At 40.3% G+C, this 22154-nt stretch carries 27 protein-coding genes and 2 pseudogenes; 13 read left to right on the top strand and 16 right to left on the bottom strand.

Annotation, left to right across the window (positions count from 1 at the left end; genetic code table 11):
* Window positions 1–36 precede the first annotated feature (36 nt).
* Window positions 37–837 carry a TrmB family transcriptional regulator gene (locus B9Y89_RS01750; protein WP_085520998.1) on the bottom strand — a complete coding sequence of 267 codons (801 nt, stop codon included), beginning with the start codon at window positions 835–837 and terminating at the stop codon, window positions 37–39.
* Between the two features lie 101 nt (window positions 838–938).
* Here B9Y89_RS01750 and B9Y89_RS19515 point away from each other — a divergent pair, with 101 nt between their 5' ends.
* The 4 genes from B9Y89_RS19515 (at window position 939) to B9Y89_RS18900 (ending at window position 3276) form a co-directional block, all read left to right on the top strand.
* On the top strand, window positions 939–1490 hold the full coding sequence (locus tag B9Y89_RS19515) for a transposase (RefSeq protein ID WP_085520996.1): 552 nt from the start codon (window positions 939–941) through the stop codon (window positions 1488–1490).
* A 196-nt stretch (window positions 1491–1686) separates the two neighbouring features.
* Window positions 1687–2121, top strand: coding sequence for a cell wall hydrolase (locus tag B9Y89_RS01740; RefSeq protein WP_085520994.1), 435 nt, complete (start codon window positions 1687–1689; stop codon window positions 2119–2121).
* 135 nt (window positions 2122–2256) lie between these two features.
* Window positions 2257–2403 (top strand): hypothetical protein, encoded by a 147-nt coding sequence (locus B9Y89_RS18905; protein ID WP_176222064.1) that lies wholly within the window; start codon window positions 2257–2259, stop codon window positions 2401–2403.
* A gap of 444 nt (window positions 2404–2847) precedes the next feature.
* Window positions 2848–3276, top strand: coding sequence for a hypothetical protein (locus B9Y89_RS18900; RefSeq protein ID WP_176222063.1), 429 nt, complete (start codon window positions 2848–2850; stop codon window positions 3274–3276).
* Between the two features lie 148 nt (window positions 3277–3424).
* Here B9Y89_RS18900 and B9Y89_RS01730 read toward each other — a convergent pair.
* A pseudogene (locus B9Y89_RS01730) lies at window positions 3425–3511 on the bottom strand (YjcZ family sporulation protein); the annotation flags it as partial.
* Between the two features lie 297 nt (window positions 3512–3808).
* Here B9Y89_RS01730 and B9Y89_RS18895 point away from each other — a divergent pair.
* Window positions 3809–3952, top strand: coding sequence for a hypothetical protein (locus B9Y89_RS18895; RefSeq protein ID WP_176222062.1), 144 nt, complete (start codon window positions 3809–3811; stop codon window positions 3950–3952).
* Window positions 3953–4722: 770 nt separating this feature from the next.
* On the opposite strand, the gene B9Y89_RS19510 is transcribed toward B9Y89_RS18895, so the two are convergent.
* On the bottom strand, window positions 4723–4812 hold the full coding sequence (locus B9Y89_RS19510) for a putative holin-like toxin (protein ID WP_369596709.1): 90 nt from the start codon (window positions 4810–4812) through the stop codon (window positions 4723–4725).
* Between the two features lie 649 nt (window positions 4813–5461).
* On the opposite strand from B9Y89_RS19510, the gene B9Y89_RS01720 reads away from it, so the two are divergent.
* The 4 genes and pseudogenes from B9Y89_RS01720 to B9Y89_RS01705 all read left to right on the top strand — a co-directional run bounded on the left by B9Y89_RS01720 (window position 5462) and on the right by B9Y89_RS01705 (window position 7235).
* Complete coding sequence (locus B9Y89_RS01720; RefSeq protein WP_085520988.1) at window positions 5462–5668, top strand: hypothetical protein; 207 nt, start codon at window positions 5462–5464, stop codon at window positions 5666–5668.
* Between the two features lie 688 nt (window positions 5669–6356).
* A pseudogene (locus B9Y89_RS19505) lies at window positions 6357–6476 on the top strand (DUF1259 domain-containing protein); the annotation flags it as partial.
* A gap of 365 nt (window positions 6477–6841) precedes the next feature.
* A complete protein-coding gene (locus B9Y89_RS01710) occupies window positions 6842–6952 on the top strand; it encodes a YjcZ family sporulation protein (protein ID WP_085520986.1) in 111 nt (36 codons plus the stop codon).
* Between the two features lie 76 nt (window positions 6953–7028).
* On the top strand, window positions 7029–7235 hold the full coding sequence (locus B9Y89_RS01705) for a hypothetical protein (RefSeq protein ID WP_085520984.1): 207 nt from the start codon (window positions 7029–7031) through the stop codon (window positions 7233–7235).
* Between the two features lie 411 nt (window positions 7236–7646).
* Here the strand turns inward: B9Y89_RS01705 and B9Y89_RS01700 are convergent, their stop codons facing one another.
* On the bottom strand, window positions 7647–8204 hold the full coding sequence (locus tag B9Y89_RS01700; RefSeq protein ID WP_085520981.1) for a recombinase family protein: 558 nt from the start codon (window positions 8202–8204) through the stop codon (window positions 7647–7649).
* A 579-nt stretch (window positions 8205–8783) separates the two neighbouring features.
* On the opposite strand from B9Y89_RS01700, the gene B9Y89_RS01695 reads away from it, so the two are divergent.
* Complete coding sequence (locus B9Y89_RS01695) at window positions 8784–9857, top strand: hypothetical protein (RefSeq protein WP_085520980.1); 1074 nt, start codon at window positions 8784–8786, stop codon at window positions 9855–9857.
* 421 nt (window positions 9858–10278) lie between these two features.
* Here the strand turns inward: B9Y89_RS01695 and B9Y89_RS01690 are convergent, their stop codons facing one another.
* Entirely contained in the window at window positions 10279–10482 is a 204-nt protein-coding gene (locus tag B9Y89_RS01690; RefSeq protein WP_085520978.1) for a hypothetical protein, read from the bottom strand.
* Between the two features lie 292 nt (window positions 10483–10774).
* On the bottom strand, window positions 10775–11635 hold the full coding sequence (locus tag B9Y89_RS01685; protein ID WP_085520976.1) for an ATP-dependent DNA ligase: 861 nt from the start codon (window positions 11633–11635) through the stop codon (window positions 10775–10777).
* A 270-nt stretch (window positions 11636–11905) separates the two neighbouring features.
* Between B9Y89_RS01685 and B9Y89_RS01680 the strand changes: the two genes are divergently transcribed.
* Window positions 11906–13138: a DNA polymerase IV gene (locus B9Y89_RS01680; RefSeq protein WP_085520975.1), complete on the top strand. Its 1233-nt coding sequence runs from the start codon at window positions 11906–11908 to the stop codon at window positions 13136–13138.
* A gap of 371 nt (window positions 13139–13509) precedes the next feature.
* Window positions 13510–14139 (top strand): hypothetical protein, encoded by a 630-nt coding sequence (locus B9Y89_RS01675; RefSeq protein ID WP_085520973.1) that lies wholly within the window; start codon window positions 13510–13512, stop codon window positions 14137–14139.
* Between the two features lie 397 nt (window positions 14140–14536).
* On the opposite strand, the gene B9Y89_RS01670 is transcribed toward B9Y89_RS01675, so the two are convergent.
* The 10 genes from B9Y89_RS01670 to B9Y89_RS01625 all read right to left on the bottom strand — a co-directional run bounded on the left by B9Y89_RS01670 (window position 14537) and on the right by B9Y89_RS01625 (window position 21333).
* Entirely contained in the window at window positions 14537–15019 is a 483-nt protein-coding gene (locus tag B9Y89_RS01670) for a hypothetical protein (protein WP_085520971.1), read from the bottom strand.
* A 315-nt stretch (window positions 15020–15334) separates the two neighbouring features.
* Window positions 15335–16195, bottom strand: a complete 861-nt coding sequence (locus B9Y89_RS01665) for a DUF421 domain-containing protein (RefSeq protein WP_085520969.1) — start codon at window positions 16193–16195, stop codon at window positions 15335–15337.
* Window positions 16196–16219: 24 nt separating this feature from the next.
* Entirely contained in the window at window positions 16220–16426 is a 207-nt protein-coding gene (locus B9Y89_RS01660) for a DUF1657 domain-containing protein (protein WP_085520967.1), read from the bottom strand.
* Between the two features lie 12 nt (window positions 16427–16438).
* The gene (gene spoVAE, locus B9Y89_RS01655) at window positions 16439–16795 is read right to left on the bottom strand and encodes a stage V sporulation protein AE (RefSeq protein ID WP_085520965.1); all 357 of its coding nucleotides are present in this window, start codon (window positions 16793–16795) and stop codon (window positions 16439–16441) included.
* Complete coding sequence (gene spoVAD, locus B9Y89_RS01650; RefSeq protein ID WP_085520963.1) at window positions 16792–17805, bottom strand: stage V sporulation protein AD; 1014 nt, start codon at window positions 17803–17805, stop codon at window positions 16792–16794. The genes spoVAE and spoVAD overlap by 4 nt, the downstream gene beginning before the upstream one ends.
* A complete protein-coding gene (gene spoVAC / locus B9Y89_RS01645) occupies window positions 17806–18285 on the bottom strand; it encodes a stage V sporulation protein AC (RefSeq protein ID WP_085520961.1) in 480 nt (159 codons plus the stop codon).
* A 17-nt stretch (window positions 18286–18302) separates the two neighbouring features.
* Complete coding sequence (locus B9Y89_RS01640; protein ID WP_085520959.1) at window positions 18303–18767, bottom strand: YhcN/YlaJ family sporulation lipoprotein; 465 nt, start codon at window positions 18765–18767, stop codon at window positions 18303–18305.
* A 69-nt stretch (window positions 18768–18836) separates the two neighbouring features.
* A complete protein-coding gene (locus B9Y89_RS01635; protein WP_085520957.1) occupies window positions 18837–19043 on the bottom strand; it encodes a DUF1657 domain-containing protein in 207 nt (68 codons plus the stop codon).
* Between the two features lie 157 nt (window positions 19044–19200).
* Window positions 19201–19482, bottom strand: a complete 282-nt coding sequence (locus B9Y89_RS01630; RefSeq protein WP_085520955.1) for a YetF domain-containing protein — start codon at window positions 19480–19482, stop codon at window positions 19201–19203.
* Between the two features lie 357 nt (window positions 19483–19839).
* Window positions 19840–21333, bottom strand: coding sequence for a phospholipase D-like domain-containing protein (locus tag B9Y89_RS01625; RefSeq protein WP_085520953.1), 1494 nt, complete (start codon window positions 21331–21333; stop codon window positions 19840–19842).
* 530 nt (window positions 21334–21863) lie between these two features.
* Between B9Y89_RS01625 and B9Y89_RS01620 the strand changes: the two genes are divergently transcribed.
* The gene (locus B9Y89_RS01620; protein WP_085520951.1) at window positions 21864–22130 is read left to right on the top strand and encodes a hypothetical protein; all 267 of its coding nucleotides are present in this window, start codon (window positions 21864–21866) and stop codon (window positions 22128–22130) included.
* The last annotated feature ends 24 nt before the right edge of the window (window positions 22131–22154 follow it).

Raw genomic sequence — 22154 nt, 5'->3', positions numbered from 1 at the left:
TCAAAAAATGCGTTAACTCACACCACCACAGGTCTACTAGAAACCGCTGATTAAATTTTCCAAGCTACGACCATAGTATTCTATGACTGAATCCTCAAAATCATAAATCATTCGATTAACATAAATATCATGCCTTATGTAATTTCGTGTCGTCGTTACCATCACCGGATGACTCGAGACCACAGAATGAGGAGAATTCTCAAGTGACTGAAGCACAATGGCCTTATTATTATCCACTACAATTGACAATTCACCCCTGTGCCTTCCAACAGCCAATTCTTCCTTGTAATGCGTGAAATTTTTCCAGGGAACGTCAACTTGTTTATCATCAAAAATTAGTGTCACGACAACGACACCCCGGCTATGTGCTTTCAGAAGATATTCCTTCAAAACATCGAACTCACGTTTCCAGCAGCTGAGTATAATTTGCGTATCACATTCCTCAATGGCTGTCTGAACAACTTCCATTGAAGACGAATAACCCTTTATCATAAATAGTTCAGACCATTCTACATCACTCCGGGAAGAAACATTATTCAGGGACTGATCAAGAAATTCCAGATGATTCAAAAACTTATTCTTTTTTGTTTCCAGTAATTCTTTGTATGGAAGAGGACTGTAGCGTACCTGATTGCCGTTAGTCCCACCGGATACAGTAAACACTAATTCCTTTTCCTTCATTTTCTGCAAAGCTTCGTAGACCTTTGGAGTCGGCACACCTGATACTTTTGCGATGTTGTTTCCATTTGATGGTTGATTGCTCAATAGAGCGATATATATCTTAGCTTCATACCTCGAAAGTCCAAGTTCTCTTAACGTATCAATAACTTCTTCCATATTTTACGCTCCACATCTATACTACCTAAGTAGTAATATCTTTGTGTAGATTCTACTACCTAGGTAGTTACGTGTCAAGTATACTGGATCCATATCGTTCAATGATTAAAGATGCTGTCAAGCCAGGCGTGACAGCAAAAGAAATCTATGAGGAACTTGTCTCTAGGGGATATCAGGGGTCTTTTTCCCTTGTATCCCACTATATAGCTGATATCCGAAAACAAAAACGGAAAGGGCATGTCAACAAACTTTATCTTACGAGAAAGAAGCTGCACCGATGGTTATGGCAGTCATACTTAGACCTTAAGAAACGAAGTAAATGGATATTTTTGGATAGGTTGTGTCACCAATACCCAGACCTTCAACAATTATATGAGCATGTACAAACGTTTCAGGCAATGATACGACACAGACTTTTTCACTATCTCCCAACCTGGTTGTCCCATGCGGAGCAAAGCTCTTTTAGAGAAATGAGACGTTTCGCAAAACGAATCCGAGCTGATTATGAGGCGATTCACAATGCGTTGAAATATGAATGGAACAATGGCGTCCTGGAAGGCCAAATAAACCGGCTTAAAGCAATCAAGCGGATAATGTATGGCAGGGCCAACTTTGACCTGATTGAAAAACGTGTTCTATATCAAGGAGTGTAACCTTTTAAAAAAACATATTAACCCGAATAAAACCTAGGTTACATCGTTTCACCAAAACTGAGGGAGAGCCACTTTTATTCTGCCATATACACATTAAGAGCGATCTCTCCCTCAAGATAATGATTAAGTATGCTTAGATATGAATATTGAAATCAAAAGTGGGCTTTTTTTCATACGATATTTTGGGGGTGAAAAAATGCCAAGAATAAAATACAAAAGTTCAGACGTTGACTTAATGGCAAGGTTGATGAGAGCGGAAGCCGTAGGTGAAGGAAAGCTAGGAATGTTGTTTGTCGGAAATGTAGTTGTTAATCGTGGTGTAGCGGACTGTTTAGACTTTACAGATGTAAGAACAATACAAGAAGTCATTTATCAAGTACAAGGAGGAAATTATTCATTTGAAGCTGTCCAAAAAGGTAGTTTATTTTATCGAAGAGCGAGAGAGGTTGAAAAAAGATTAGCAAGAAAGAATTTGAAGTATTGGAGGCAACACCCAGCGAAATACGCTCTTTGGTATTTCAATCCATATGGTCCATGTCCTCCAACATGGTACGGTGAACCTTTAACTGGTCGTTATAAAAATCATTGTTATTATGAACCAGCAGCTGGAACATGTCCCAGTGTTTATTGAGTTATTTTATTTATCCACGAAAACAAGCTTATGAAATATTTTACTTAAACTAACGGGCGCGCTAATCGAATAAGAGCGTGCTCCTTTTTAATCGGGACAGGTTAGGCATCGTTATTTGCCCGGGAATAGACTCATATGGGACAATGTGAGGCCTGTTCTCGGGATTTTGATCATCATGAGATTGTCGCTTATGCCAAAATCGATGACATCGTTGTTTGTCACACGTGTGCCAATCGCTTAAAACAGCAACCCATTCAGTTAATGACGTTTGTCCATACATAATATTTTGTGACATCGGTGTCTTAGGGAAGTCGGATAATGATTGATGGGCCCAAAATACAATGGATGGTGAACATATGGGGTGTTTTTGCCCGTCCCCTCGAAAAGGTGTATTTCAGAATAATCTGATTAATATCTATGCCCGAAGAATGCTGTAAAGATGCGGTGTTTGCACGTTTTCTCTCGGAATGATGGAGATCAAAATAGCCTGAATTACAATCGAGTTTTTCAAAAGGTATGCTTTTTGAAAGAACCTATTAATCGTCATTTTTGCGTTTCAAAAGTACAACTTAAATCATTTTGAAGTACTTCAAAGCACCTGAAGGCATTGTGACAGGCTTTATTAAAATACATAATATTCCGATATCAACCTTTTCGGGGCGTTGGGCAAAAATACCCATATGCCAAATAGAGGACGTATCTTAATGGCGAAAGGAGGCATATATCATGGAAAACAATATGCCAATGCAAGATCATATGCCGATGCCTAATATACCAATGCCGAATCAAATGCCCATGCATCCTTATCAAGGACATAACGTTAATCAGCCTATGGGTGATATAAAATCTCTGTGTCAGCAGTGGATGCATTATCACGTCATTGCACACATGAGAGACGGGTCCCAATTTGATGGGATTATGACAGGTATGGACGAAGAAGGCGTGAACATGCTCGTTCCCCAAGCATTGGATCCGGAACAGATGAACAGACAATATGGGTATGATGGATACGGCTATAATGGTTATGGCTATAGAAGAAGATATCGTCGATATCGGCCACGCCGTTTTCCCTATGATTTCTTCAGATATCCTTTTTTCTGGCTTTACCCCTATTATGATGGTGGTTATGGCTACAATGGTTACGATTGGGGTTAGTATTGACAATCCGATGTGTTATTTAAGGAAGGGGAGGGCCCCTTCCTTTTCGTATGAAGGGCCTAGATGATCGCTAGGGGACAGTCATGAACGCTTGATAGGACCTTATTTAGTAACCATAGCCACCATAGCCATAACCACCGTAGCCGTAGCCACCGACATAGCTCGTTCCGACGATGATCAGCAAAATAAACAATACGACAACTAACGCGAATCCGCTTCCGTAACCACTCATGTCATCACTCCTTTCAAACATCGTTAATACAATGTATTCGAATGGATTGGCTAACGAAAAGATATGAACTTATCCCTAACGAAAATAGGTGTTCATGGATCCAACAAGGCAAAATAGGGCCTGTCCCATGCTCCTCAAGCTAAGTCAAAAACACAACGCGATTGATCCTTATCCTGACGTTTTGACCGAGATCGAAGAAGAGCTAGAGACATTGGGCCCTACCATACTAGAACCATTTTTTCTATTCAATACATCGACACCTATGTTAAGGTGTTTGATTTTAATGGAGGTTAAAGCATGGCAAAGACTGTTATGTATCAAGGGGATTTTTATGACATTCAATGGCATTATGGCAATGGGTGGTTACTGATTGGGCATCAAGATTGGGACGACGACAAACATAAGCTAGTAAACCAAGAAGAGATTCAGCTATTGATCTGAGAACGGGTACCACATCAGGTTATATGTCATATGATATATTATCCCCCATCCGAGGAGGATAATATATCACAGGGAGTCGTTTAAGTTGGATGACCTTTAATTAGTCATCAAAAAAGTCAAAGTCATCATCATCTTGTTGCTTTTCAATGGCTTTGGCAAATGCCTCAGCAAAAGCCTTTGATTTGGCTTCGGCTTCAACATAGACATGAGAGTTGCCACTGTTTTTAACGATGGATTGTTGTTTCTACGTTGATCACGATCAAAGTCAAAATCCGGCTTTTTCTTGTATGACATAAGGCTATGCACTCCTTTTAAAGGTATAGTTCATTCTATGGCCTCGTAAAATAGGATGCATCGGCTTTTATAAGGACCTGACCAAAAATAGGAGTTCGTCCTTGTATAGCATCAGCCCCGTACCCTTAATGGGTGCGGGGTTATTTTGTGGAAAGCGAACAAAAGATTCAAATAAAGGCTAGGCTAGTTTTAGGACACTTATGTTGGCGTATGGCTCCAATTTGTTGCGTTTTTCTATTCGCAGACAAGGGAAAATAAGGATATAACAGTGGCTATTAAATCATTTTACAATATGCGTTAGATTGTTACCAAAAAGAAAAAAATGTTCGTTGGAGGCGTTTTGTCACTAATTGAGGTGATACCCCTTTCAATTTCAATATTGATGTCAGAATAATACCACGGTATAATAAAGAGGATAACGAAAAAAAACCAAGGTGTGAGGGCACCCTGGTCCATACAGAATGAGTTCAAACGTTTTAGCGTTTCCGTCCGTGCATGATTGTAGCAACCAGAAGCCCAAAGCTAATCATCAGTTTCAGCACTTCGAACGGAGCCACATCAATCATCTCCTTTCAAAGGGGATGACTCATTCTGTATAGTAGCCTAGCGGTTTTATTATATCATAACATGTTCATAAGTAAATGAATTATCGGAAAAATAAGTAAAATTTAATGAGTACATAGGACTAGTTTATGTTAATTTGCCTGCATCGCTACATAATGCTTAACAGAAAACATCTGTTAGGCATTTGCCTTTTCATTAAATGTATCACAAAGAGAGAGCAAGGGTTAAAGACTGACAATCATCATTGACGAATCGAAAACTGATGTTTGGTTATATTTTAAATGACAAAGAGGTCCTTATGGGGCCTTTATTGGGCTTACACCTAAATAACTCGAATCGCATAGATATGTATTGTATACCCATGGTTTTTTCATGTTTGAAAAGGTTAGCACTACCTTTCTTCCCATTGCCCAAAGGGCTGAAGCGTGTGGAGAACACGATAAGTTGTCTTCATACGCTTATATTTGATCAATTCTCCGTTTTGTCATAATATTAAGACATAAATGGAACACCTCATCCTTCCAAGCGTTCTCATCTTATTTATTTTATCCTTTGTTACGCCTACACCGTAGTCAAAAGTTTTTATCGAAGGCTCGAGAACCAAGATACAGTATTTCTTACCTTATAAATACAACCATAGGAGTTGAAGCAATGAAACCATTGATTAGAGGTGTCAGTGTTCATGCGTCGTCCTCAGGGTTAAGGTATTTGATTCACTATGATAACCATACTAAAGCCGTTACCAGTGCTGAATACCAGGTAGCATTATTTTGCTTGAAAGAATGGGAACAAACGTTGTACGAAGAGCCAGGGATTGATTCCTTGAGTGAACATGGCGATGACCAAGGACTGTCATAAAAAGCTTATTTGATGGTATTGTTGTCCTTATGATTCATAGGTAGTGGTCATGGGGGTCGAAACAACCATTTGATTTAAAAAAGCAGGGAAAACCCTGCTTTTACGGAGAATAAAGGAAGACCTGCCAAAAAGCAGGGGACAGTTGATATCTTGTTCTTTCTACGAGAAATATATGCACAATCAATACGAAGCTGCTTGAAAATAGCAATAAAACGAAACAACAAAGACTCTAACCCTGTTAGGAAATACAGTTGATTAGAGTCAATAAATCTTATGGAAATAGCCTAGGTATGGCCCGATATATTTCCATTTAAAGTAAGCTGCTTGGCCCCTGATGAAATCTTTGCTAGTTCTATGCCTACCCCTAGATATGCGTTTTGATATCACCTATGGAAAATCCGCTTCTATCGCTTAACACTCGTCCATACGGACCTTCCTTTTATAACATACGCTAGAACGAAACAAATATTGATATGAGAAGAAGATTAAGATCGATGTGGATTGGCATTCATTAAAAGACGTTTGTCGTCAATTTGCCCGTATATTAGATTCAGACGGAAGTTTAACAAATGATGAGGTTTGTTTTGCCCAACTTTCGTAGATTCAATTTTAAGAACCAAGTTTCCACTTTCACTACCGTAAATTTCCCAGTTCTGAAAATCTTGATTGAAAAGGCTGGGCCTTCAATTTTGGTGAAACGGTACTACAGCAAGAAGAAGTCAATCCTTTACTCACCGAATTGAAAAAACGGGATATTCTTGTAACAGCGATTTATAATCATTGGTTATTGATTGAAAACCCCATTTAATTTGCGAAAAAGGTTAGTGAGGCATTGGAAGTTTTGGACAAACATCACGATGATTATTAATAACAACGAGCAGGAGACTGCACACTGCCTATTGCGTTACCCTATGTATTTAACAATCCCCCATCTCTAAAAATGATCCCTTGGTTTAGCGTTATACAATGTCGACATCATTGTGCTTAAATCCTTTGTCATTCGTCCATACGATAACCACTTTTTTAGCATAGGATAGGACTGTAGAATCAGGCTTAACAATAACGTACCATTAAATGGTTTTTAAAAGCCCGATGAATTATAAGATTGAAAGAGGCGCTGCAAGCCTCTTATATCAAAATGGTTTGGATATCACCGAAGAGAGGAGGCTATATATGTCTGACTACGGATATGGATATGGTGGATACGGAAAGGGCGCTGGATTTGCGCTTATTGTTGTCTTGTTTATTCTTCTCATTATTGTAGGCACAAGTTATGTGTATTAAACAATAGGATTAAGGCAAAGGACGCCCCCCTCGTCTTTTGCCCCTTCACTCATGATTTGAAAGGAGAAGAAGACCTATGTCGGCTGATTATATGTATCATAAAGCTTGTGACTATTACGGCAAACCCGTTGAGATCGTCGATTGTTATGGCCACTGTTATCGTGGCGTTCTCAAGGACGTGACACCGCAAGGTGTTTATCTTGCTACAGAGGGATCAGGGTTCTTTTTCCCATTCTTTGCTATTACCTCTCTAGTATTGTTAACATCATTATTCTTTTTCTAAATATAGACAAGCATCTCGAAAAAGGTTGGGTGCCAATAGGGTACTCAACCTTTTGTGCGAATGACAGCACATAGACGGCAGACCACAAAATTTAATTTGTCAATCCCCATTTTCTTAATAAATATTTGCGATGGAATATTGATAGACATATAGTGTATTAAAGGTAAAAAATGTCCCCAAAAAGGGGACAAGGGGATAAAAGGTGCCTAGGTATTTCATGATGCCATTCCATTGTATTAAATTTATCCAAAAAGATCTACCTCTTCGATTTCTTCCGGTGCCAACATCAACCGATTGAGCCACACAAGCCCTTGACCGGCATTCAACGGTAGTAATGAATCGCAAAAAAATACAGCAATAATATGGGGCCACTGGGTACTATAGCGACGTTCTACAACTATTATAAAATGTTTATTCTCTTTGACTTAAATAACGATAAAAGGTAGCACGACTAATATTAGTAGCATCCAATATCTCTTTAATACTGTATGCCTTACTATCATACATCCTAAAGGCCATATCTAATTTAGATGGGTCTTTTTTAGGTCGGCCGCCTTGCCGTCCTCTAGCTCTGGCACTTTCTAAGCCTGATTTCGTTCGTTCCGAAATAATGTCACGCTCAAATTGGGCTAAACCACTAAAAATCGTAAAGACCAATTTCCCCATGGCCGTTGTTGTATCGATGTTTTCATTAAGCGAAACAAAGTTAATGCCTTTTTCTTGAAAGTCATTAATCAAATCGACAAGGTGTTTTGTACTGCGACCAATCCTATCTAATTTATAAACGACGACGGTATCTCCTTCACGGAGATATTTTAACATTTCATTAAATTTAGGTCGGTCTTTTTTTGTCCCAGTAATTTTCTCTGCAAAGACATTTTCTTCTTTAACACCATAATGTTTTAAAGTATCAAATTGCATATGTAAATTTTGATCATTGGTACTGACCCTCGCATACCCAAATAACATAAAATGCCAACTCCTGTTCGAAATCTCTCATTCTATGTTATCAAAAATGTTAACTGAAAGATATATTGAAATTTAGATTTTGAGATGACTTTTTAAACGATCAGGATGCTGATATATCGCTAAAAAATTTTCAGATTATTATATTGTACCCGGTGTTTCAAAAACGAACGTTATTGATATATTATGACTTTAAGCAAAAGGGCCATATTTGCGTGTTCTTATCACCAAACGGTACCGGACCGAAGGGAGGATAAGGAGTTGACACGATGCACCAACCCAAACGCTGGTGTCATGAACGGGAAGGGAAAACCATTTATTCCCTTTCCGTTTCGCCTAACGGCGAGCGATAAGCCCGGCGGCGATTGATCCTACAGAAAGTTTTGGTGAGGCTTTTTCAAAAGCCGGTATATTTTTTATTCCATTATATAAGCGCTCAAAATTGCAATTAGATTTATTTTCATGGGGTATGGGTCACTAACTGCAAACATGGGAACATTCGTTACAGAATATATTTTACTAAAGAATCACTGTGATATAATAAGTTGTGTGGCGCCACTCATTGGAGGGGAAAGATAAATTATGGGGGATGATAAATACCCTGTGGAAATGAGGATTAGTATAGATAATTTGCCAAAGATAGGGTTACAGTCAAAAGCTTTTCAAGACGCAACATTAATCGGAAAGAGAATAAATCCTTTCGCTGCAACAAGTTCAATAGCGAAGTTACAGAAACGTATGGATGATTTTCAAAAGATGGGGTTACAGTCAAAAGCTTTTCAAGACGCAGCATTAATCGGAAAGAGAATAAATCCTTTCGCTGCAACAAGTTCAATAGTGAAGTTACAGAAACGTATGGATGATTTTCAAAAGATAGGGCTACAGTCAAAAGCTTTTCAAGACGCAGCATTAATCGGAAAGAGAATAAATTCTCTTGTCGCGACAGGTTCAATAGCAAAGTTACAAAAACGTATAAATAATCTCTCAAATATAGGATTAAAATCTAAAGATTTACAAGAAGCATCAAAACTTATACAATCTGTTAATTTAGGGATTCCAGATGATTTTTTGGAAAATATCAATCAAATTTCGAACCTTTATGTGGCTGATTACGATCAAAGCATTCAGTCCGATTCTAAGCAGAATATAGAGAAATTAAATGGAGAATTAAATCAAGAATTAAATGATAACCCTGTCGGTATTTGGTCCAAATTAAACTCGTGGGCTACCTATATTTTAGAATCCCGGAAAACCTTAGCGGAGAAGCAGCCTTTTATATATCTTATTCTAAGCATCTTTTTTTCACTTTATATGTTTGTTCTGCAACCAGCCGTTGATGAGGTAATGAAGAATCAAGTTTTACATGAGGTACAGTTATCTGAGGTGAAACCCAAACAAAATGCAAAAGTTATTAAGATCAATTTGGTACACGAATATGAAATACCGGAAAAAATGCTTACTCAGGTTCGAGTTACTTCTAGGGAGACACCGGTGTTTCTTTCTTCCAAAATAAAAAGTGGAAAGATTGATTCTTTAGATATGAACAAACCGGTTATAATTCTTCACAAAAAAAGAAATTGGTCTTTTATAAAGTATACAAATGAATCTGGGTCAGAATTAACCGGTTGGGTATTCACAAGAAATCTTACTAAATAATTAAATTTAAAAAAGGCCGCATTTCTCAACAGCAAAGTGCGGCTTAAAGACGTTAAAAGTAAACGACTCTATTTTCATCAAAATGGATTTATATTCCGTTTATTTTTTGTTTTACGAAGTTATAAAATCATATGGGAAAGACATTATGATTCTTAGAATGCAAATGTAATTTAGTTGCCTTAAGGCAACCTTTTAAACCTTCATGGTTTCCTATGGATGGAAATAAAGTTCCATCATAAAACCGGCCATGGATCTTCCGTTAACGGGCCAGATTGTTTAGCAACGCTCGTAAAGCAAATGGATTTTTTATGTTAGGATAAATGGTGATTGTGAAGAAATGTACTTAAAGTAACGGGCAGGTTAGTTCAGATTCTGTTTTATTTAAATAAAAGACGGTGAAAAAAGCACCGTCTATAATTCGCTATTTATTTTGTGTTAATTCTTTGTAATAAAGGTAATTGACTTTATGCTTGGTAGCCATTAACTGCGAAGCCAAAACCGCCGTATAAACAGTGGTTAGTACAATTGCTCCAATACCAAGACCTGAAAGGTTTATCTTATTAGATGTACTCATTCCATTATTACTTGTGCTCATAGCATTATTACTTGTGGGTGCTTCTGCCATTTTATTAACCCCCTAATTTGTTATAGGGGTATTATTTGTAAAGGCATTTAAACTTATACTCTAAAAAATAACTGAGAGAAAGAAAAGAGGCAGGTCTTAAAACCTTTAAGTTTGTGAACAAATATACTTAAACAAACGGGCGCATTTGTCGAATAACGTGTCTTTTAATAGGCGTCCAATTTTGCATTGAGACGATGGGTAGTACCTTAAAACATATTTCATTGCAAAATTGACGCTTTTAATTTGCTCAAAAAATGGGTTAAAGAAAACCCTGCCACAAAATGCAGCAGGATTATAAAATAAATTCTTCAAACACCGGTGACCGTAGCATACTTTTCCTTGTCCAATTTCGGAATTTGACTTTGGCACGGATGGCCGGTTTGAGGTGTACGGTTTTGCTATCTTCATCTGTGACAAGGGGTTCGGCTGCTTGATAGAAAGACTGACGTTCCGTTCTTGACGGACCATGTTCGATAATGCCAACAGGCTTAAGCCTGTTATTAGTCTTGATGGCTGCAAGCCATCCAAATGCCGGTGTTTTAAGGTAACCGGTAAGATATATCTCGGTATGCTTCCAGTTGATGATCTTACGCCAATTCGGACTTCGACGAGACTGGTAAGGACTATTAAATAGCTTAGCACATATCCCTTCCATGTTGGCCGTTTGGATCGTTTTGAAAAGCTTTTTCCCTTCTCCTACAACATAAGGTGTTTGATGAATGAAGTCGTGATCTTCCAGAACATTGTCAAGCACCGTTTTTCGCTCGCTTAATGGTAATCTTCGCAAATCCTTCCCTTGATAATACAAAACATCAAAAGCCATGAATGAGCATGGTAAGGATCGGCTTTTATGTTTAACCTTTTCCGGATGTTTCGTAGAGAAACGATTCATGACAAGCTCAAAATCAACATTTCGCGTTTCTGGATCATAACAAACGATTTCGCCATCAAGAATGACATCATCACTTATCGATCCATTTAAAAGTTCGGAAAAGCGTTCAGTCACAACGGTTTGATGTCGGGTATAAATGGTCGTCATACCCTGTTTAACGCTTAGAATGGCTCGGAAGCCATCAAATTTAGGTTCAAATATATAATCGGCATGATCAAATGCGTGCTTGCTTGTTTCAAGTAGCATCGGTGCTATAAACATGATGTCTCACCTAGGCTAAGTTTAGCAAAGATTGAAGCCATCTTGTTAGCCCAACGCTCTTGGTGTTTTAAGGTATTATTCCAATCCATATGATTGATATAAGCCAAACTTTCCGCCTTACTTGGCACGACAAATAGCCCTCAAATAAATGCGCCATTTAAGACTAATTCACGCCAATTAATGAGAAGTTTTATTTTTATGTATAAATCGAATGTGTATTCGTCTATAATGATCAATAGAACACATGTTTCTATTGAAAGAAGGTTCATGATGAAAGACAGCGTGATTTTCCTTGTTGATATGCAGTCGTTTTATGCTTCCGTTGAAAAGGCTGATGATCCGACATTACAAAACCAGCCCGTTATTGTATCCGGTGATCCAGAGAGACGAAGCGGCATTATTCTAGCTGCTTGTCCTATAGCTAAAGAGTTCGGTGTTGAAACAGCCGAACCCCTATGGAAAGCCCAACAAAAATGCCCCCAAGCTGTCGTGAGGCGTCCAAGAATGCAACGATACATTGATATGTCGTTACAAATCACAAAGATCTGTGAGCAATTTACGGATCTGGTCGAACCCTTCTCCATTGATGAGCAATTTTTAGATGTGACAGGCAGCCAAAGGCTTTTTGGTAACCCTTTTGAGATCGCGACGAAGATTCAGAAACGGATTATGTCTGTGACAGGGGTCTATGCTCGGGTTGGCATGGGTCCAAATAAGGTTATGGCTAAAATGGCCTGCGATCATTTCGCCAAAAAGAATCGAAATGGTATTTTTCAGCTTGATGCATCCAACATGCAAGAGAAACTTTGGCCACTGCCGATTGGGAAACTTTTTGGGGTTGGTCACCGCATGGAACGTCATTTCATTCGAATGGGTATCCGTCAGATTGGTCATTTAGCGAACTTCCCCCTACAACAGCTTCAATCGCGATGGGGCATCAACGGTCAGGTATTATGGCAAACCGCCAATGGCCGTGACTTTGCGCCTGTGACAACCCAAACGCATGACGGGCAAAAAGCCATTGGTCACAACATGACCTTGCCCCGAGATTATGACACATTGAGTGACGTTCGAGTGGTGTTGCTTGAATTAAGCCAGGAGGTGGCACGGCGAGCAAGAGCTAAGGGCTATGCTGGCCATACTGTGTCAGTAGGCGTAAGGGGTGCGGACTTTGATAGGCCGACGGGGTTTCATCGACAAATCAAACTCACGTCCCCGACTGACTTTGACTTAGATATTTACCATGCAGCTGATCATTTGCTTCACTTGTATTGGGATCGGTTACCCATCCGTAGCCTTGGTGTGACCTTATCACAACTCCAACAGGGTCATAACATTCAGTTAAGTCTTTTTGAAGCGACAAATAAAAAACATCAGCTTAATCAGGCTCTAGATACGATTTATCATAAATATGGCCATACCGCTATTGTCAGGGCCGCTTCACTAACCGCTGCCGGTCAAACCTTTGAGCGATCGGCTAAAATAGGTGGCCATTATAAATAATCGGGGGATGATGATATGACAACGACCCATTAACACCTGGCCAAAAGCTAATAGGGGCGTTTATGACTGTCCCACCTATTTGGTGTGTATGAATCCATTGGCCTCTGACCAGACTGGCTCGTAAAGGAGTTGATGGTCTATATGGGCGTCAATATGTCAAAAAGTGAAGCTAAAAAAGTGGCCAAGCGCTGCCAAGAGGTCGGTAAAAAATACGGGATTCCCTCAAGAAAGAAATAGTTATTTAAATAAAAACTGGGTTTATATCCAGTTATTTCTTTGTCCTAAGGATACATAAATGAAGGGTCCTCCCTCATAAGCATTAACTTAAGTCTAGGACACAGGGACAGTGTCCAAAAGCTAAGTGAGGGATAGTGATAAGTGTCGAAGCGAAGAGGAAGACCCGTTCAGATAAAAAACGAGACATCAAACCAACGATTGCCATTCAGCTTTACGAAACAATCAGCCGACTATCTTACATCACAGATACGCCCATGAAAGATGTCAGCGTCACGATTTGCAAAAGGGGTCTATATGCTCATCCCGTTCTTGAATACCTGTCCGATTACTTCAGACGTGATTATTGGGCCAACAATCAAACCCTTTATACGGGGGAGCTTGTAAATGAAAAGTATCAAACGAAGAAAGGTATAACCAAAAGACGAATCACCATGCGTTTCACCCAAAGAGATTATGATCAATTAGCTAGATTGGCCTATGCATTAGATTTAACAATATCTTCAGCAACGGGATTGTTATTGGAATTGGCTTTAAAAAACACCGATGTTTTTCACAGTTTGGTGGCTATGCATGTCAACAAGGAACTCGATCCCGGACGAATGAAACAGCTGCGTGAGATCATTAAATACATTAATCGGCATAATCCTTATGAAACTATATCCTTTGGTCATGTCGTCACAATGATCATGGAAGACATTAAAGATCATACGGTAACAATGACCGAATCCGTTAAGCAATGGATCGATGAACACACAAGCAAATAAAGATCAAAAGATTAACCTTATGCCTACAAAGGCAATGGCATTTGGCATATGACTTCCAAACTGCTAATAATAGCATCATTGTGAAGGCATAATTGACAGTCAATCGCATACCCTTTTCTTTTTAATGAACCCGATAAAAGATGACCACCTTGAGGTTTTTATTGGTTACCTTTTGAAAAACGACACATTGAATTTTGCAATGAAATGGATTATCCACCATCTATTTTAAGCTCACTGCAAATATGAGGGTCTAACCTTTGAGGCTTTTCTCCATGCAAGGGGTTGGCATGTTGCCAAGCCGAACATACTCAAAACGGGTTATTCGGCTTGTTTTTCCCCATTATACCTGCCGAACCGCCTTGTGCGTCCGTTCAAAAAACCCGACTTACACCATAGATCATGACGCTGAAAAGAACGACCACAAAAGAAGGAGGGCTTTGCCCTCTGCCTGCGGCGATTCACCCAGCCAGCCTTCAAACCTCAAAACAGGGGTTACTCCATTCCTACTGAAAAGCGACCACCATATCAAAAACGAACGTTTTGTATACCTTTGCATGTCCCATAATAATTTCAATAGCCTGTGACCGTTGGTAATAATCCCATAAGCCGATTTTGATATTTTCTTTGTTAAACCGTACTCCGATAAAAAAGCAGCAAAAGTATATAAAACATCTTCCGGGTCATTGCCATTTGCAAGGACATCGCCATTTCCGTCAAGCCCCACTCCACCAAAAAGGTTTGTTGAGTTTATGGCGATTGTAGTATTGAACAACATATCTATATTTATACCTTTATAAGAAAAAACGGAGTTAGGATATGGCTTACCGCTAAACTCAAAAAATTTTTCCTTCGCTTTTAAAGGGAGTTTCAATCCTATCAAAATAAATGATATTCGCCTTAAATAAAGCTTTAATATGTTTAGTGTAACCATTCATTGAGGAGGGTACAGGTAGGTGATATCGTAGCGATACATTCGTATGGCTGGTACGTTTATTTCCGCATAGAGGACGTCAATCAAAGCCGCACAACCGCGATTGTTTGGGGAAGACGTCCGCTTGATTGCCGATGCACCGATGGATGACCTTGTCATGGTGAACAGATTAAAAAAGACCACTCTTAAAGAGCGGTCAATGGAAAAGAGGGGACGTCTGGATATGTAAAAATCCTTTTTACACATCAACCAAATGGGTTACCTCTATTGTTTCAATAAATGAGTAACCTTATCCAAAACTTTTTCCAATTCTTTTGCATTCTTTGTGTACATCTCTTTGGCTGGCTCGGATTTTGTTTCAAGCGCAAACGTTTCCAAATCAGCCTGACATTTTTTAAGCGTATTCAGTAACAACGGCTTTTTTTGCGGGGAAGGAACTTGAATTTTATCGTCATAGAGATCGACCGTTAACTGCCCGGATGAGTCGACCTGTCCCAAAAACACGTTTTCAAGAGCGACACCTTGCTTGTCTAGGGCTGTATGAAGCCAGCCCCGGTTCAAACCAATGGTTGATAAAGGCTCATCCTGTATTTTACCGTCCATAATAACCGTTTGAGGCTCTTTAATCGCAGGAACAGACATATCCATATCCTTAGGTGTTAACGGCTGATTTTCTTTTTTCAAAAGAACATCAAGCTCCCCAGTCGGTTCAAGAACCGCAAATTCGACATCATCTGTTTTAAAAATATTTTTGGATCGCAGTTGCGTCAACAGCTCATCGGTTGTGAACTTTTCCTTTTTTAGATTATCCTCTAAAATTTTACCATCTTTTATAAAAATAGTCCCTTTGCCTTCGACAACATCACGGAAGCTTTTGCTTTTCAATGACCACACCGAGAAAGCCAACGGAACGAGTGCCCAAACCACCATGCTGATCAAACCATGAAACAAATTCGACTCAATGTCCATAGAGATGGCGGCCGCAATACTTCCGATCGTAATCCCTGTGATATACTCAAAAAATGTCAGATGAGTTAACTGTTTCTTTCCTAATCCTTTCGTCATCACAAATAAGACGACGAAAATAAACAGAGAACGCAACAGTATATTGATCCATTCCGGCATAAGACTGGCCTCCTTCACAACGTATTAGAATCCTTTGTATTGAAACTCTTCTTTCTCCAAATCTCCAACGCGTTGTTTTAAGTCTGTTATTACCTTTTCTGTCGCGTTAACTGCCTCTTGATACGCTTTTCGCTCTTTTTCATCTAGCGTTGTTAGGGCAAAGTTGGACAGTTCAGCTTCTGCCCCTTTTAAACTGGCAAGGCTTTGTTTGACTTGGGAAGCAACCGTCATTTTTTCATCTCCTTAACCTTTAGGTTTGAATAGTAAAGCACCGATCATCCCGAAAATGATCGCGGCTGATATTCCCGAACTGGTCAAATGGAACATTCCGGTAATCACGCCGACAAGCCCGTATTTTTCGGCATCGACCATCGCGCCATGGACGAGGGCATTTCCAAAGTTTGTGATCGGGACAGTCGCGCCAGCCCCCGCAAAGTCGATCAGGGGATCATACCATCCGAAACCATCCATCAGCGCACCAATCACAACAAGGGTACTAATGGTATGAGCCGGGGTCAGCTTCAAAACATCAAACATGATTTGTCCGATCACACAGATCAAACCTCCAATGACAAATGCCCAGAAAAAGATCCACACTATACTTCACCCCCAGTTTCAATGGAGACGGCATGTGCGATACACGGAATCGATTCATTTTGCTGATAAGTGAGAGGGGAAAGCAGTGCGCCCGTAGCAACCACGAGGATTCGTTTGAATTCCCCTTGTTGCATGCGGTTCAACAAATGTCCATAAACAACGGTAGCTGAACAAGCTGCCCCACTGGCTCCGGCTAAGACTGGTTGGCCCTTGCGGTAAATCATTAAGCCGCAGTCCTGAAACTGGTCTTTTGTGATGGATAGCTTGTGTTTATTCATCAATTCAAAGGCAATGGACTGTCCGATTTCACCCAGGTCACCGGTGACGATGAGATCATAGTAGGATGCATCTACGTTGCGTTCTTTCAAATGGGTTTCAATCGTGTCCACAGCAGCTGGCGCCATCGCACCGCCCATATTAAACGGGTCGCTCATTCCCATATCGATCACGCGGCCGATGGTAGCGGAGGTCACGCAAGGGCCTTTTCCGGAATCGCTTAACACAGCTGCTCCAGCGCCGGTGACCGTCCATTGGGCGGTTGGGGGTTTTTGTGCTCCGTATTCCGTAGGATAACGAAATTGCTTTTCGGTAACCTCATTGTGACTTGCTGAGCCGGTTAATAAATGCCGCGCTCCGCCGGCATTTACAATAAAAGCTCCTAAAGCCAGTCCCTCCATTGAGGTCGAACATGCACCAAATAATCCGAGATACGGGGTTTCCAGGGTTCGGGCCGTAAAGCTGCTTGTCGTTATTTGGTTTACCAGATCCCCTCCGAGGAAAAATTGAATATTTTCTTTTTGCAGGTCTGCTTTTTCAATGGCTTTCTGAGAGGCTTCTTCAAAAAATACCTTTTCCGCTTTTTCGTGAGAATCTTGTCCCAACCAGACATCTTCGTGAAGTAAATCAAAGTCATCCGGAATGTTACCCTGGGCTTCAAACGGCCCGCCAACCGTGCCTGTGGCAACAATCACCGGTTGTTGTTCAAAAGTCCACGTATGATGACCGACGAACATTTACACCACCCCCAACATCTTGAGAATCGTTTTGATCGTAGCCACCACAAACGCGGAAAATACGCCAAAAAGGATGACAGAACCTGCTAATTTAAACATGTTTCCCCCAACCCCGAGGACAAAACCTTCCGTTCGGTGTTCGATCGCTGCTGATATCATTGAATTACCAAATCCGGTAACCGGTACTGCGGTCCCGGCCCCGCCGAATTGAGCCATGCGGTCATAAACGCCAAATCCGGTCAAAAGCATGGTAATAAAGATGAGCACCGCTACGGTTGGGTACCCGGCTGTTTGTTGATTAAAGTCAAAATAGTGAATAAAAAAGGTTTGAATACACTGTCCGATCAGGCAGATGAAGCCGCCTACAAAAAAGGCCTTCACGCAGTTTTTAAAAACCGGCCTCTTCGTCTCTTTTTGTTTTTCAAGCTTTTGGTATTTCTGTTGGGTTGGCGTCATTTTCTTATTTTTTTTGTTGCCCATTTCTTTACCTCTTTTCCTTAATACACGTCTTGGTCGATTTGTTTGATTTTCTTAAATTGTTTTTCCAGTTTTGTTTCATCAAGCTTTCCGTTTTTAAATTGATCTTCCAATTTCCCTAATTCAAGCAAGGCCTTCTGATCGGTTGTTACCGTCACGTCCATACCGGGGAATTTCTTTTCTAAAGCCTTCGTGGCCTTTTTGCTAAGCGGTTCTAATTGGAACTTATTCCGTTGCCGAATTTCCAACGCGACGAGCAATTCTTTGTCAAGTTGCACGGCTTTTACACCGGTGACCGCTTCCCACTTGATCAGTTGTTTTTTTGTTTGATTTGCAATAAACTGATCGTTCGCCTGCTGGTTACTGATTTCTGTAACGGAACCTTCAGCATTGTCTGGGTTCTCATCTTTATTTCCACAAGCTGCACTAATTAGTAAACAGAGAACGATAATCAAATACCGTCCCGTCCGTATGATCTTTTTCATTCCTGAACGATCCTTTCTCTTTTCATCTGAGAAAAAGGTTGACGTGTTGAGCCAACCTTTTTCCAATGTTTATTGCTGTTTGTATTGAGGCTCTTCTTGTTGAATTTGCTGTACACGCGCTTCGATTTGATCGACAAGCATTTGGCATTGTTGCGCTGCATTTTGATACGTTTGTTTAGCCGGTTGATTTTGAGTTTCAAGCGAAAACGATTCAAAGCTAGCTTGTGCACCTTTTAAGCTTGCCAATGCCTGTTGAACTTGGCTGCTTACCGTCATGGTGTTTCCCTCCTTAAAAAAATTAATCAACAATAGATAGTGTGAAAAATGGCATTTATTTTATTCTGTAAATTTATGGGTTATTGTTATGACTTTTCTTAAATTCAATGGGAAAACCATAATGACAGGGGTCGGCTGAAGGAACTACCTGTTATTTTCATCGACCTTGTCCGTAAGTACATCGTGATAGGTACCCTTTCCGTGTATCTACAGATATCGCATGATCACTGTCTCTGACCGTTGCATAAAAGATATCGCTAAATTGGGGGTAACCTCGTACATTCAGTTGCTGTTTTAACCATTGTTCATCTTTGTGAATGAGCTTCAAGTTTTTGTACTGAATTTTACCTTCAATCACGACCGCAATCGGCAATTCTTTATAATCTGAGAAAAGATTTAATTGTTTGGGCGTGACCGCGGCTGCTTCCTGTTTTTTCATACGTTGGTTAAATAAAATTATTATTGGACAACCAGTTATTGCCGATAAAGTACGGAAAAATCATTAAAGCCAACCTCAGACATTCTCGATTTACCTTAAGGGAGATGTTATCTACAGTCCGTGCAAAGGGTAAAGGAATTCAAAGAGTAAGCTGGTATCGAAATCGCTCTTAAAAAACTTTACGGGATATGTGAGCATTTTTTCCGCTACAATCCAGACGCTAATAATGATTGAAATATAAGTGGTCAATAAGAAAATGAGAACCTAATCTTTGATTGGTGGTTTTCTTAAACTGAAAAATAATAGTGCGAGTCCGAGTATAAACAAAGTCCATAGTATCACCCAGACGTTTTTTATTTACAACAACGGCGAAAGTAGACGAGCTCCTTGCTCAATCAAGCGCTGAGGAAGGGAACGTTCTAACAAATATTCCATTCGAAACTGCACAGAATCAGCGAGATCCTGCTCGAATTGCTCCGTGAGGTCCCTTGCCACGTCAGTACTGTAGATAATTTCACACACCTCGTAATTCAGGCGAAAGCTTCTCATATCCCAGTTCGCGGCGCCTATTTCAGCAATCTCCCCATCGATGATCATCTGTTTCGCATGCAGCATGCCTTTATCGTACTGATAAATATAAACCCCTGCTTCCAACAGTTCTCCGTAGTAGGTGCGGCTTGCAGGTCCCACAACTTTTTGATTCACATGGCGCGGTACCAGCAATCTTACACGCACACCGCGTGCGACGGCTGTCTTTATCGCCATTAGGATATCTTCATCGGGCACAAAATAGGGGGTGGTGATATCAACAGTCTGAGTCGCTTGAGTCAAGCAAATGAAGTACATTTCACGAATGACTGGCGTAGGGATTCCGGGATTCCCTTCTATCGTCTGTATATGGACTTTATGAAACGATTCCGTGCTTCGTGACGTTTCTAAATCATCGATGCCGCCCAACTCAGTGCCCCATTCTGTCAGTGATTCGGAAAGTGCCTGCCGGTCGGACGGTGCTGTTTTCCGAGATCGTGTATGATCCGTTTTTGTGTTTGGGCGTGACTTTGTCTTCACCCATTCCGGCGATGCTATTTTCCAATGGACGTCAAAGATCGTCTGCAGGTCGTCTGAAGCTTTGCCTTCGATTCGCAAATGAGTGTCGCGCCAGAATCCCACATTTGATTTTAATCCCGTGTACTCATACCCAACGTTGATTCCCCCTGTAAAAGCTTCCTTTCCGTCAATCGTAACAATCTTACAATGATCTCGATAATTCCAATTAGACAGGAACCAAGGGAACCGCAATGGAAAGATCGTCCGGCACTTAATTCCTGCATCCCTCATCCGGATGATTTGACGCCGTGGAAACTCCCGACTGCCCCAACCATCCCTCATAAAACGGACTTGAACCCCCGCATCCGCCCGATCGATCAGGAGCTCCGTAATACGTTTACCAATTGGATCATCCCGGTATATGTAATACTCTAGGTCAATCGTTTTTTTGGCTTTCCGAAGGGATTCAAGGAGTTTTTCGTAGGTTTCACTGCCGTTTATGAGTACTTCGACTCGGCCTTTCCGAATCCCATGTACAGTCAGATGCCGTAGAGCATGAGCGACAACCGATGCTGAGCGCCCGAATGAATCAGGCAGCGTGTCTTCACTGCGCGGAGAAGTCAGTCTCTCCCGACGTATGTGCACCGGATTCGTTGTGCTAAGATAAAGACCGAAACCGATGACAGGTAGAATCAGGCTGATAGCTAGCCAATTTAAAGCCTTGGCCGGTCGGCGAACCTCACGGATCATTATGATTAACATAAACAACGCATTGAATAGGTAAAGCCATAGAATCCATTCCAAGTGCTATTCCTCCTTGTTTAGCCTATAACTTGTGTAAAATGTGATAGGTATATACACTTGGCAAGTTATGATAGAAAGGTTTCAGCATATTGAATGTTCATCAGAAATTGGAACTGTAATGAATGAAATGGTATGAGAATTTTTCATGTACGAAGATTAAATCCAAAACGGTGGTCGACATATCAAGTGCATTTTGCAGCTTTAAAATGAAAGCATATATGGTGTGAATTTTACCTGCCGAGTGGGGCATACTATTTTAGGAGATTCTCAGACACCCGATTCGACAAAAAGGGGAGAAGGGGCAAGCAATGAGATGGTTTGGAAACACTCTACATAAATCTGAATCGTGAATTTGAACAAAGATCAAGCGGAGAAAGTTAACCATGCAAAACCCATTTTCCAATCCCTCCTAGTAATGATTTTTACGGTATGATCAATACTCGGGTGAAAACTAGTTCTGAAGCACCTTAAACGGTTCAATAGTTGTGATTTACTTAGTATACCGACCGATAGAAATGAGGAAATTGGCAATGAAAAGCATACAATCATTTCAGTTATTGACCAGCGAATTTACAATTTCAATGATTTTAGCTTTGTATAAGCGAATTCGAAAATCGAAAAGCGTCATTTATTTATGTAAAAACGGAGAATTATGCAGGCAAGAGGATATTCCGCAAGTGGTTTCATTTGTCTTGAGTTTGCAAGAACAATGGTTGCTTATCATCGTAGAAGGGGAAGACGCCGAACACGTCAAAAAAGATTTTATTGAAAAATGTGATTATCTTGGTTTAGAATAACCTGAGAAATTGTTCTGATATATG

This window comes from Tuberibacillus sp. Marseille-P3662 (assembly GCF_900178005.1).
In the GTDB taxonomy this organism is placed as follows: domain Bacteria; phylum Bacillota; class Bacilli; order Bacillales; family Sporolactobacillaceae; genus Marseille-P3662.
This window is presented reverse-complemented; position numbering and strand designations above follow the sequence as displayed.